This window comes from Paraburkholderia piptadeniae (assembly GCF_900007165.1).
GTDB lineage: Bacteria > Pseudomonadota > Gammaproteobacteria > Burkholderiales > Burkholderiaceae > Paraburkholderia > Paraburkholderia piptadeniae.
In genome coordinates, this window is sequence record NZ_CYGY02000077.1 from 14,363 (window position 1) to 27,404 (window position 13,042).

Below are 13,042 nucleotides of genomic sequence, written 5' to 3' on the forward strand. Positions count from 1 at the left end.
TACGCCGCGCCGTCGGTACATGCTTTGCTTCGTTACGCGCTGGCTTGTGCAAGCGCGTGCAAATCGCTTGCGACTTCATCCATCACGGGCTGCCACTGCGCGAACCGCCGCTGCCGGTAGAGCGTAGCGGTCGGATACCACGGACTGTCGCGCCCTTGCGTCATCCACGTCCAGTACGGATTCACGTCGAGCAGCACCCACGTGGGCCGGCCGAGCGCGCCCGCGAGATGCGCCGTCGACGTGCATACGCTGATCACGAGATCGAGTTCGCTGACGAACGCCGCCGTGTCGTCGAAGCTGCGCCATTCGTGCGTGAAGTCGGTCATCGGCAGGCCGGCCGCGCGCGCCGCCGCGACATCGTCGGCCGCGCCGGGTTGCAGCGAATAGAACGCGACGCTTTCGAGTCCGCTTTCGAGTCCGCTAAACGCCTGCGCATAGCGCTCCCAGCCAACGCGCCGAAAGCGGTTGCGTCCATGCGCCAGGCTGCCCGTCCATGCAACGCCGACCTTCAGGCGCGGCTCGTTCGCGAGACGCGCGCGCCATGCGCTGCGCGCGTCGATATCGGCATGCAGATAGGGCACGGCCGATGGAATCGTCTCGACGCGCGTATCGAGCATCAGCGGCGCGCTCGCGAGCGGCAGTTCGAAGTCGAAAGGCGGCAGCGCGTCGACGGCGCCCGCCGACGAATACGCGTCGATGTGCTCGCCGAAACTGCGTGGCAACAGCTCGCCCATCTGCGGAAACGAATTCCACGCCAGCCGCCCGCCTTCGCGATGCACGCGCTGCGCCAGCGACGGAATGAAGCGGCAGAACTGCAGCACGTCGCCCATGCCCTGCTCGCCCCATACGAGCAGCGTCTTGCCCGCAAGCGACTCGCCGCGCCACTGCGGCTTGCCGAACACGGGACGGCCGCTCGTCAGCATGCTTGCGGGATCGCTCCAGCGCGCTTCGTGCGCGGGCCAGCCCTCAACGTAGTTGCCGCGCAGCAGATGCAGCACGGCGAGCGCCGTGCGGAGCGAAGCGTTGTCGGGTGCTAGCTCACAGGCCTTCGCCGCGTGAGCGAGCGCGTCGTCCCAGCGCTGCGACTCCTTCAGCGCCTGCGAGAGATTGCCGTGTGCAAGCGCGCTGCGCGGATCGAGTTCGACCGCCCTCATCGCCGCGGCCAGCGATCCTTCGACATCGAAGCGCGCGCGCCGCGCGCCCATCAGATTGATCCACGCGCCGAAATCCGCAGGGTCCACGGCGACGGCCGCTTCGAGCAATCGCCGCTCTTCTTCGGGGTCGCCGCCCGTGCGGTTGAGCGCAATCGCGAGATTCGTGCGCAATCGCGGAAACGCCGGATCGATTGCAAGCGCATGGCGATACGGCGCGAGCGCGTCGCGATGCCGGTTCGCGCTTTGCAGCGCGTAGCCCAGACGCACGCTTGCCGCCGCGTCGTGCGGCTCGAGTTGCGCGACGGTTTCGACGACCGATATGGCTTGCGCGAACTGCTGTTGCTGAAGCAGATCGACCATCATCCTGTCGATCGAAGCGCGATCCGTTTGATGAAGATGCGCAGCCGCTTCGAGCCACAGCGAACGCGCACGCGCATCGCCGCTCGACTGCGCGGCTACGGCGTGGCGAAGAAAAGTGAGAAACGGATCGAAGACCGGCTGCATATGCGCTGAACGAAGAGTTGACCTGAGCACACAGCGTGCTGCGCGCGCGGCATAGATGGATGAGAGTTGCACATTGTCCAATGCAACCGTGCCGCGACGCGTAAAGAATCGTCAATGCGCGCAGAACCAGCAGATGACCGTGCACGGCACGATCACGCGCCAGTGCCTCCCGTGCCACCGACGCGCTACGCGTACAAACTGCCTGCCGCCGTGCGCGTCGAATCGCTCGACAGTGTGCAGTCTCCTGACGCCACATCGTCATCGCCTGCGACGCAGGCGCAATGACGCGCCGCTTCCTTCGCAAGCACGATGCAAGGCAAACGCCAGCCGCGTCTGTGATTGCGCCGGCATCCACTGACGATTTGACAATCGATACCTTTCACTACGCTGTCCGACGATGACAGCGTCGAAAGTTATGCGACTCCATAAGTTCACACCTGTTTGATTCAATTCGGTCGCGTCGGCATAGCCGACATGCGGCCTGCATCTCCATGCGGATCGTCACGCGCCTCAGATCGGCGCGCTCACGATACGACCGCCCCGAAACAAATCAACAATTCATTCCCGGGAGCTACGTCATTATGTTTCGCCGAGCTTTGATAGCGGTTCCTTGCGCCGGGTTGGCGCTGTCGCTGTTCGCATGCGGCAGCGATCACAACAACTCGACGGCGCAGAACTCGCTGCAAACCGCTACACCCATCAAGCACCTCGTCGTGATCTACGGCGAGAACGTTTCGTTCGATCACTACTTCGGCACGTACCCGAACGCGACGAACCCGGCCGGGGAGCCGGCGTTCTCGCCTGCCGCCAACACGCCGTCGGCAAACGTCCTCACGGGCACGCTGCTGACGGCCAACCCGAACCTGAACGCGGCCAACGGCACGGGCGCGGCGAACCCATTCCGCCTCGACCGCACGCAGGCCGCGACGGCCGACCAGAATCACGCGTACACGGCGGAGCAGCAGGCGAACGACAACGGCGCAGCCGACCTCTTCCCGAAGTTCACGGGTAAGGGCTCGAGCGGCGGCGTCGGCGCATTCGGCACGACGGGCCAGGTGATGGGCTACTTCGACGGCAACACCGTCACGGGCCTGTGGAACTACGCGCAGAAGTTCTCGATGAGCGACAACGCGTGGACGTCGACGTATGGTCCGTCGACGCCGGGCGCGCTCGAAGTCGTGTCGGGACAAACGAACGGCGTGCAGATCCTGAAGACGACGGCGAGCCCGTCGACGGTCGCGAAGAGCTCGTTCTTCATCAACGACGGCCAGGGCGGCATCACGATGATCAACGACGTCGATCCGGGCAACGACGTGTGCTCGAGCCAGACCGATCAGGCGCTGATGTCGGGCAAGAACATCGGCGACCTGCTGAACGCGAAGAGCATCACGTGGGGCGGCTTCATGGGCGGCTTCAACCTGTCGACGACGAACCCGAACGGCACGACGGGCTGCAAGCGCAGCACGGTCGCGACGGCCGTGAACGCCGCGACGGCCGACTACATTCCGCACCACAACTGGTTCCAGTACTACACGTCGACGGCCAATCCGCAGCACACGCGTCCGAGCTCGATCGCCGCGATCGGCTACAGCACGCAATCCGACGGCAAGACGCCGGAACCGGCGAACCACCAGTACGACACGGATGACTTCTTCGCCACCGTGAAGGCGGGGAACTATCCGTCCGTGAGTTTCCTGAAGGCGCCCGCCGCGCAGGACGCCCACGCAGGCTACTCCGACCCGCTCGACGAACAGCAGTTCGTCACGAAGGTCGTGAACTTCCTGCAGCAGCAGCCCGACTGGAACAGCACGGCCGTGATCGTCACGTATGACGACTCCGACGGCTGGTATGACCATGTGTTCATGCCGCCCGTGTATGGCTCGTTCGATGCCCAGGCCGACCAGCTGAACGGCGCGGGCGTGTGCGGCACGACGGGCACGCAGCCGGCGGGTGTGAACGGCGGCGCCGTCAACGGCCGCTGCGGCCCGGGCACGCGCATTCCGTTCCTCGTGATCTCGTCGTGGGCGAAGACGAACTACGTCGATCACACGTTCGTCGACCAGGCCTCCGTCGTGCGCTTCATCGAGGACAACTGGCTGAACGGCCAGCGCATCGGCGGCGGTTCGTTCGATGCGACGTCGGGCAGCATCATGTCGATGTTCGACTTCTCGAACGGCGGCAAGAACCCGACGCTGTTCCTCGACCAGACGCAAGGCACGCCCGTCAGCTCGGTGCCCGCGATCTGACGCACGCACCGAGCGCGTCGGGAGTTTTTTAGCAGCATGGCCGTGTTGCAGCCGGGAAACCGGCGCAACGCGGCGCTTTCGTTTTCGAGGCGCGGCCTGTGCGGCGCGTCTGTCCCGAATCAGTCATTGCATCGCGATCGAATATGACCGAGCTCTCTACGCCATCCGTGAATCCCTCTCCCCTTGAGCCCAAGAACGCCCCGAGCGGTTCGCCGACGGGGTCGCGGCGCCACGCGCTCGCGCTGTGCGCGGCGGCCGTCGTCATCGTGGCGCTCGGCGCGTGCGGGTTCGCTGTCGCGTATCCGCAGTACATGCCCGATTCCATCGGCGAGATCGTCGAGGACATGACGGGCGCCAATGCGCATCCCGTCACGTTGCAGCGCCCGGCCGCCGCGCCGCTCTCAGCAGTCGCGATGCTCGGCAAGGAAATCTTCTTCGACACGTCGCTGTCGGCGTCCGGCAAGCAGTCTTGCGCGACTTGCCATAGCCCCGCGCACGCATACGGGCCGCCCAACGATCTCGCCGTGCAGCTCGGCGGCGAGCATATGACGCTGCAAGGCTACCGGCCGCCGCCTTCGCTGATGTACCTGTACCGTCAGCCGAACTTCAGCATCGGCCCCGACAGCGCGGAGAACGACGACAACCCGGCGAACCTCGCGCAGCTCGCAAGCCAGGCGGCGGGCACGCAACGCGCGCAAAAGACGGCGGGCGCGGCGCCCGCGGCGGCGGAGATGGTGCCGCAAGGCGGACTCTTCTGGGACGGCCGCGTCGATACGCTGCAACAGCAGGCGTCGGGTCCGATGCTCAACCCCGTCGAGATGGCGAACAAGGACGACGGCGAAGTGCTGCGCAAGCTGCAGAACGCGCGCTACGCGAAGACGATGATGCAGCTGTTCGGCCCCAACATCTTCAAGGACCAGCGGCTCGCCGTCGCCGAAGCGATGTTCGCCGTCGCGCGCTATCAGGTCGAGGACCCGTCGTTCCATCCGTACACCAGCAAGTACGACTACTGGCTCGAGGGCAAGGCGCGTCTCTCGCGCGCGGAACTGCGCGGCCTGCACCTCTTCAACGATCCCGACAAGGCTAACTGCGCGGGCTGCCATCTGTCGAAGCCGAGCCGCGACGGCCTGCCGCCGATGTTCACCGACTTCCAGTACGAAGCGCTCGGCGTGCCGCGCAACACGGCGCTTACGCAGAACCACGATCCGCACTTCTTCGACATGGGCATCTGCGGCCCCTTCCGCACCGACCTGAAGGACCAGACGCAATACTGCGGGATGTTCCTCACGCCGACGCTGCGCAACTCGGCGACGCGCCACGCGTTCTTTCACAACGGCATCTACAACAATCTCGACGACGTGATGGCGTTCTACAACGCGCGCAACACCGACCCCGCGCGCTTCTATCCGCGCGGCGCCGACGGAAAGCCGGAGAAGTACAACGACATTCCGCCCGCGTACCGCGCGAACGTCGACGTGAAGGATGCGCCGTTCGACCGCAAGTTCGGCGAGCAACCGGCGATGACCGATCAGGACATGCGCGACATCGTCGCGTTCCTGCATACGCTGACGGACGGCTACGGCCAACAGCACTAAGAGCTAGCTCCAGTGGGAAGCGCTGAGCATCGGTGAACCGTAAAGCCACCACTTTTAAGGCTCGTTTAATTCTTTCCTGTGAACATGCGGCTCAACATCCCCTGTTGAGCCGCCTGAGTATCGGCGGCATTTTTTTATCCGCCGGGGGTGGCGCCTCCCATTGCAACCATTTGCATGGGACGGGATCAAGCGCACAAGGCGCGACTCCCGCAGACCGCTCTGCATGGGGCTGGAGTTAAGTGCTAAAGCACTAACTCCGGTCGACCGCCTTGCATGGGACCGGAGTAGGTGCTCTGCATGGGGCTGGAGTAAGTGCTGAAGCACTAACTCCAGCCGACAGCTAAAGCGCCAACTCCGGTCGACCGCCTTGCATGGGACCGGAGTAGGCGCTAAAGCGCCAACTCCGGTCGACACAGGAGATACACGATGGTCGAAGACACGGTGCTCGAACATCTACGCGCGCTGCACGGCAACGCGCAAACGCTCGCGATCCGCAGTTGCACCGTTTCGCCGCCGATGCAGCATCCGTGGGGACGCTCGTACCGGCTCGTCGAATGGACCTTCAGGCACGACGTTGAATCCTTCCGGCGCGTCGTGCCTGCCGAGAGCACCCCTCGTCAAATCGCCGAGGCCGTAATGTCGCACGTGCCGGGGCGGCGCTTCTGCCAGCCTGGCGGATAGATTGCGCGCCGCACAGCGCAAGCCGCTCGATGCGCGGGCCGCGCGCGTTGCACGCCGGATCGCCGTTTTTCATCACGCAGTCCTCCATGCCGACATCGCCGGCCGCACCTGTGCGGGCGGATACACATTCCACGATCCGTCGTCGTGACGGAAGAAGAAGATCGACAGCAGCCCACCGGGACGCGCGGCCTCGACGCACACGCAGCGCCGATGCATCTGCGTGCGGCAGAAGCGAACAACGCGCGCGGGCATCGCGGGCGTGGGTGCGAGCCATTTGTCGACGGCCCAGTGCAGTGTCTTTCCGGTCGGGCTCATGGTGGTCTCCTTCGCTTTCTTGCTTGCTTCGCACTTCAATTGCGCGGTTCATGCTGCTGGGTTCACACTGCGTTAACTACGGCGTGGCCGATTTTCATCCGGTTGCCGACGAAAGCGCTCACGAGGCACAGCAGCGCATGCACGCCCGCGCGCGGATGTGTGAGGCATTCGTGGACCTGTTCGCTGCGGCTTTCGCCGAGCAGGCACCATGCGCAGAAGTGCTCGCAGTTATTCGTCAGCAGGCGATAGTGGTTTTCGCCGAGGCGCGTGCGGGCGCGCAGCACGGTCTGTTCGCCGGAAAACTTCGGGAACGGATGCGGACGCACGGCGACGACGTGACCATCGGCGAACTGTTCGAGCGATACTTCTTCGACGGGACCGCGATGCGCGGACTTGGCGAAACCAGCGTAGTGAATGACCTTGCCGTTGCCTGCATAGATGCCGTGATGTTCGTAGCCGCGGCGTTGCGTGATCAGGTGGGCACCGAGAGCGGGTTCGTCATTGGAACCGCCGAGCGCGACGTCCGCCGATGCATAAGCGGCCGCGCGGTTTGCACCTTGTTCACTGCCTGATTGTTGGAGGTCGCGGTTCATGGCTTTGTCCAGCTATCCGATTCAAAAGGGCCAACACTGTTGCAGGCTCTTTTGCATCAAGCGGACCAGGCGAAGCAAGCCATTGATTTGACGACAGATTTCCCTCCAGAAGGGCGCCTTGCAGGCACCTTGTGTATGGACAGTCCCAACAGGAATACAGGCTGTTGTGTTGCGCCGACACCATCACTTCGCGTTCTGCCGCGACGCCTGGCGCGGCCCGCAAATGTGTTGGCTACCCCACCTTTTGCGGTAGCCCTTTGTTGGGCCGTCGCCAACGCAACGCGTCACTGGTATGCCGCGCTATCAGAGCGCGGTCGCCGTCATGCCTTGCCCGGCAACGATCGGCAGGAAAGCTCGCGCGCGCGACGCAAACTGGCATAGGCCTTGCGCCTTCACCGGCATCAAGCATCATCCTTTGACTCGCGGCCTCATGACTGACGGCCCATCGGGAGACACGTCATGGCATCCATCAACATCAGCGACCTGCCCCTCAACCTCGCGCTCGATCGCAAGGCAATGTCCGCGATCAGCGGCGGCGGCGGCGCGCCGTGGGTATTCGGCTGGATCACGCCGTTTGTCCAGAACACGCCGAGCGTCGGCCCCGTCGTGAACCTGTACGACGTCACCAACAACTTCTATGCTAACCAGATGATCAACCAGTTCCAGACGGTCAACGTCCAGAACACGGGCAACAACTCGAACGTCATTACCGCTCCTGACGAACGAAGCCTGAACCGGGCTTAGATGCCGTGACCTGTATCAGTCAATTCCGGTGGGCGTCGGCGGCACGCTCCGACACCGGCCGCGTGCGCGAGATCAACGAGGACGCCTGCCTCGATGAGCCGCAGCGCGGCCTTTGGGCCGTGGCCGACGGCATGGGCGGCCACGCCGTCGGCGATCTCGCGAGCCAGCTCGTCGTCGGAATGCTTGGCCGGCTACCGGACGCGGCGGGCGTCAAGCAGTCCATCGCCCAGGCGCGCGCGTGCCTGCAAGACGCGAATCGCCAGCTGCGCGAAGAGGCGGGCCGCCGACAGGTGCCGCGCATCGGCACCACCGTCGTCGTGCTGCTCGCATCCGACCGCTTCTGCGGCTATCTGTGGGCGGGCGACAGCCGCATCTATCTGCTGCGTCAAGGGCAGTTGCGCCAGCTGACGCACGATCACAGCCAGGTGGAAGAGTTGCGCCGCTCGGGTTATCTGACCGATGAAGAAGCGCGCAATCATCCCGCGCACAACATCATTACGCGCGCGGTCGGCGCAACGGATCAGCTCGATCTCGACGAAGACGCGCTCGAAGTCGCGGACGGCGACGTATTCCTGCTATGCAGCGACGGCCTGAGCAACGAAGTGACGGACGAAGAGATTCACAAGATGCTTTCCACTGTCGATTGCCTGCACGCGCCCGGCGAACTCGTCGATATCGCGCTCGCGCGCGGCGGCCGCGACAACATCACGGCCATCGTCGTGCAGGCAGAAGACCCGCATGCGTCAGACAAGACGCTGCTCAATCCGACGCCCTGATACGACGCATTAATCGCTTCATTGCGTTTCGTCGTTCGCTTCCGTCTCGTCCTTGCGCGCATTGGCCTGCGCATGCTGACGGCGAAAATCCTTCGAATGCAGCCCGTGCTTCTTCAGCAGCATCTGAAGATGCGAGCGGTTCATGTCGACGCGCCGCGCCAGTTCCGCCACCGTGCCGCCCACTTCCTGCAAGCCGCGCTGCAAGAACGCCTTTTCGGCTTCGTCGCTGGCGGCCCGTTTCGCGTCGCTGAGCGACAGCAGGTTCGTCACGCTCGCGGCGCCGTTCGCCGTTTCGTTCGCCACGCCGGGTATCAACGAAGCGACGGGCAACGACGGACGCATGTCCGACGGCAAATGATCGACATCGGCGATATCGCCTGCGAGACACGAAATGCGGTACATCACGTTGCGCAATTCGCGGATATTGCCGGGATACGAATAGGTCAGCAGAAAGTCCCGTAATTTAGGGGTTATTCTCACGGGACGGCGTTTGAGCACGCCGGCTGCCTCGTCGCCGAAGTACTGGATCAGCAGGGAAATTTCATCGCGCCGCTCGCGCAACGGCGGCAGCGTCACGTGAATGACGCTCAGCCGATAGAACAGATCTTCGCGAAATGTCCCCTGCTCGCTCAGCTTGCGCAAGTTGCGGTTGGTCGCCGCGACGATGCGCGTATCGACGCCGATCGGCTCGTCGGAACCCACGCGCTGTATTTCATGCGCCTCCAGCACGCGCAGCAGTTTCACCTGCCCCGTCAACGGCAGCTCGCCGATTTCGTCGAGAAAGATCGTACCTGTATGCGCGCTTTCGAATTTGCCTTTGCGGTCGTTCGTCGCGCCCGTGAATGCGCCCTTGCGATGACCGAACAGTTCTGATTCCAGCAGGTTGTCCGGAATCGCGCCGCAGTTGACGGAGATAAACGGCTTGTCCGCGCGGCTGCCGTTCGCGTGAATGACTTTCGCCATCAGTTCCTTGCCGGTGCCGCTTTCGCCGTCGATCAGGACGGGCAGATCGGTCGGCGCGGCCTTCTCCGAGATTTCGAGAGCTTCCAGCAGTTTAGGGTTGTCGCCGAACGTGCCTTCGAAAATGAAGCTGCGCGCGAGCAGCGCCTGCCGCCGCGCGCCACGCGACTGCTCGCCACGCAACGGCTCGACGGCAGCCGCCTGCACGAAACGCTCCTTGTGCGACATCTGCATCACTTCATCGCGCAAGGAACTGGCCTGTTTCAGGAGCTTTTCGATATCCGCGCGTTCGAGCCGCGACGACCAGCGCAGCGTCGAACGCAATATCTCGATCTTCTCGATCAATCCCGCGTACGAGAGGGCGGAACCGCTGTCTTCCGGTTGCTGGTCGAGTATCTTCATCACGCGCTCAACTGTTTCTGGACGAGCTGGTAGTACATGCCCTTCCGGTTGACCAGTTCCTCGTGACGCCCCTGCTCGACGATCGCGCCTTCGTACAGCACGAGAATCTTGTCCGCGCGCATGATCGTGCTCAGACGGTGCGCGATGATGACGGCCGTGCGTCCCTTGAGGATGTCGTGCATGTTGCTGAGGATATTGCTTTCCGACTGCGTATCGAGCGCCGACGTCGCTTCGTCGAACACGAGCAGGCGCGGATCGTGATACAGCGCGCGCGCAATGCACAGGCGCTGGATCTGTCCGCCCGACAAGCCGATGCCGCGCTCGCCGACAATCTGTTCGTAACCGAGTGGCAGCTTGCTGATGAACGCGTGCGCGTCGGCCATCTTCGCGACTTCCTCGATGCGCCGCCGGTCGGGCGTATCGTCGCCGCTCGCGATGTTCTCTGCAATCGTGCCCGAAAACAGCAGATTGGACTGCATCACATAGCCGATCTGCGCGCGGTAGAAGGCCTTGTCGACCACATTCATGTCATAGCCGTCGACGGTCATCTTGCCATCGCTCGGCGCATAGAAGCCGACCAGCAGCTTCGCGAGCGTCGTCTTGCCCGAGCCGCTTCTTCCGACTATCGCAACGAGCTCACCCGGCTTGATATCGAACGTGATGTTCTCGAGCACATACGCGCCCTCGTTCTCGCCGTAGCGGAAATAGACGCCATTGAGGCTGATCGCGCCTTGCAGGTCCGGCAGCATCACGCGCGAAGGCAGGTCCTCTGGCTTCTGTTCGGGCTCGATATCGAGCACGTCGCCGAGGCGCTCCATCGCGACGCCCGCATCGTTCAGCATGCTCCACAAGCTGACGAGTCCCATCAGCGGCGTCAGCACGCTGCCCATGAATGCATTGAAGGCGATCAACTGGCCAATCGTCATTTCGCGCGCGAGCACGAGATTCGCGCCGACCCAGAGAATCGCAATCGTCGTCGCCGCATTCAGCAACTGGCTGACAAAGCCGATCAGGATGTTGAACGCGTGCGCGCGGTACTGCACTTCAAGCGCTTTCGCGTACTTCTTCTCCCAGCGCAGGCGCACGGGCCGCTCGATGCCCATGCCCTTCACCGTCTCGACGCCCGATAGCGCCTCCATCAGGAACGACTTCGAATCCGTCGCCGCCGAGAACGTTTCGCGCGCATAGTTCTTGATCTTCGGCGTGGCGACAACCGTCAGAGCCGTGATGGGAATGACGAATGCGATCAGCACCATCGTCATCTTCGCGTTGTAGAAGAACATGATCGCGAAGTAGATGAACACCATCAGCAGATTGAGCGCCGTCGTCACCGTCGATTCCGTCAGGAATGCGCGGATCGTCTGGTTCTCCTGGAAGCGCGCGAAAATGTCGCCCGTCTTGCGCTTCGCAAAGAACGAGAACGGCAGCGACATCGTGTGCTTGAAGAACTGCGACATCATAGCGAAGTCCATGTTGCGAACCATGAAGTTCGACAGGTACGCGCGGATCATCGACATCAGCTGCGAGAACACGTTCGAAATGATCAGGCCGAGTATCAGCAGATGCAACAGACTGATGTTCTGATGCACGATCACGCCATCGAGTATGTTCTGGATGATCAGCGGCGGAATCACGCCCAGCACCTGGATCACGAACGTCGCGAGAAACAGGTGCATCAGTATCTTCTTGTACGGCGTCAGATACGCGACGAAGCGCAGCCACGGCGAGCGCGACGCCGATAGCTGCACGAGATTCGGCCCCGGAGTGAACAGCAGACACGTGCCGCTCCAGCCGCGCTCGAAGTCTTCGATATTCAGCTTGCGAAAGCCCAGGGCGGGATCGGCGAGCCAGACGTGATCCTTCGACACGCCGTACACGATGATGTAGTGGTAGCCCTCCCAGTGCACGATGAACGGCAGATCGAAGCCACGCAGCGAATCGAATGTGCATTGCACGCCGCGCGCAGTGAAGCCCAGCGATTCGCCCGCACGCGCGAGGCTGTCGAGCGTCGCGCCTTGTGTCGTCACGTTCGCGAGTTCGCGCAGCTTGCCGAGCGTCATCGGTATGCCGTAGTGCTTGCAGATCATCGCAAGGCACGCGGCGCCGCAATCCATTTCCTCCGCCTGCTCGACCAGCGCAAAACGCTTGATCACGCGTTCGCCGAGTTCGGGCTTCGTATGCAGATCGAGCCGCAGCGGCATCTTGCGCCGCTGCTCGATGCGCTTTTGCCGGTCAAGCTCGCGATCCGCGTATTTGATGCGCTCGTCGAGTACTTCGCGCAGTTTCGGATTGCGCTCGAGAATGAAATGCACCGTGCGCTCGGGAATGACGAGCAGCCGCGTATCGATCGTGGCAATCGCCGACGCCGCCTGCTCCTGCCGCATCAGGCAGGCCTTTTCACCGAAGATCTCGCCGTCGCGCAGCGTCGCAAGCGTGTAGTCGTTGCCGTCCTCGTGGCGCACGATGCGCACTTCGCCTTGCCGGACCACATAGAGACGCCGGTCGTCGCGTCCGTCCTGCTTGAGAATCTCCTTGCCGGCGGTGACGCGCTTGACGCCGACGCTGCGCACGTATTCCTCGAGTTCCTGCTTGTTCAGCTTGCCGCGCAAATCGAATAGCTGCGCCACGAAGCCGCCCGCCGAATTGATCGCGACATAGCTCGCGACAAATGCGAGCGCGGCCTGATTGCCCCCGATCACAGGCTCGATCGCCGCGCGCGGAATGAACAGCAACTCCGTCTTGCCCGAAGAACGCACGGACGACTCGTGCGCGTACGCACGCAGCATCGCAATGTCGGCGAACACTTCGCCCGACTTGCGCACGCCCATGCTGATTTCCTTGCCGTGTTCTTCGGTGAAGATACGCACCGAGCCCGACTTGATCAGATAGAGACCGTCGGCGGGATCGCCCACGTTGCACACCGTTTCGCCAAACGAGTAAAAGCGCGATTGCACGTGTTCCGCGAGACGTTCGAGTTCTTCGCGCGTGAACGGCGACAGGATCTCGACCGTCGACAGAAAGTCGGCAATGGACGGCGTGGTTTGCGGTGCATCCATGATGCTCGTGGTCCCC

At 63.1% G+C, this 13,042-nt stretch carries 10 protein-coding genes; 5 read left to right on the top strand and 5 right to left on the bottom strand.

What is annotated here, in order from left to right:
* Positions 1-32: 32 nt before the first annotated feature.
* The gene (locus BN2476_RS36195; RefSeq protein ID WP_087738996.1) at positions 33-1,658 is read right to left on the bottom strand and encodes a tetratricopeptide repeat protein; all 1,626 of its coding nucleotides are present in this window, start codon (positions 1,656-1,658) and stop codon (positions 33-35) included.
* A gap of 581 nt (positions 1,659-2,239) precedes the next feature.
* Here BN2476_RS36195 and BN2476_RS36200 point away from each other — a divergent pair.
* From BN2476_RS36200 to BN2476_RS36210, 3 genes are all read left to right on the top strand, one after another.
* Complete coding sequence (locus BN2476_RS36200) at positions 2,240-3,904, top strand: phospholipase C (protein WP_087738997.1); 1,665 nt, start codon at positions 2,240-2,242, stop codon at positions 3,902-3,904.
* 143 nt (positions 3,905-4,047) lie between these two features.
* Positions 4,048-5,499 carry a cytochrome-c peroxidase gene (locus tag BN2476_RS36205; protein ID WP_087738998.1) on the top strand — a complete coding sequence of 484 codons (1,452 nt, stop codon included), beginning with the start codon at positions 4,048-4,050 and terminating at the stop codon, positions 5,497-5,499.
* 426 nt (positions 5,500-5,925) lie between these two features.
* Entirely contained in the window at positions 5,926-6,180 is a 255-nt protein-coding gene (locus tag BN2476_RS36210; protein WP_087738999.1) for a DUF2866 domain-containing protein, read from the top strand.
* Positions 6,181-6,252: 72 nt separating this feature from the next.
* Here BN2476_RS36210 and BN2476_RS36215 read toward each other — a convergent pair whose 3' ends face one another.
* Positions 6,253-6,495: a hypothetical protein gene (locus tag BN2476_RS36215; protein ID WP_087739037.1), complete on the bottom strand. Its 243-nt coding sequence runs from the start codon at positions 6,493-6,495 to the stop codon at positions 6,253-6,255.
* 62 nt (positions 6,496-6,557) lie between these two features.
* Entirely contained in the window at positions 6,558-7,088 is a 531-nt protein-coding gene (locus tag BN2476_RS36220; protein WP_087739000.1) for a lecithin retinol acyltransferase family protein, read from the bottom strand.
* Between the two features lie 459 nt (positions 7,089-7,547).
* Between BN2476_RS36220 and BN2476_RS36225 the strand changes: the two genes are divergently transcribed.
* Together BN2476_RS36225 and BN2476_RS36230 are read left to right on the top strand one after the other, a co-directional pair.
* Complete coding sequence (locus BN2476_RS36225) at positions 7,548-7,832, top strand: hypothetical protein (protein ID WP_087739001.1); 285 nt, start codon at positions 7,548-7,550, stop codon at positions 7,830-7,832.
* A 5-nt stretch (positions 7,833-7,837) separates the two neighbouring features.
* A complete protein-coding gene (locus BN2476_RS36230; protein ID WP_087739002.1) occupies positions 7,838-8,608 on the top strand; it encodes a PP2C family protein-serine/threonine phosphatase in 771 nt (256 codons plus the stop codon).
* An 18-nt stretch (positions 8,609-8,626) separates the two neighbouring features.
* Here the strand turns inward: BN2476_RS36230 and BN2476_RS36235 are convergent, their stop codons facing one another.
* Entirely contained in the window at positions 8,627-9,970 is a 1,344-nt protein-coding gene (locus tag BN2476_RS36235; protein WP_438942928.1) for a sigma-54 interaction domain-containing protein, read from the bottom strand.
* On the bottom strand, positions 9,970-13,026 hold the full coding sequence (locus tag BN2476_RS36240) for a peptidase domain-containing ABC transporter (RefSeq protein WP_087739004.1): 3,057 nt from the start codon (positions 13,024-13,026) through the stop codon (positions 9,970-9,972). Before BN2476_RS36240 ends, BN2476_RS36235 begins: the two co-directional genes overlap by 1 nt.
* Positions 13,027-13,042 lie beyond the last annotated feature (16 nt).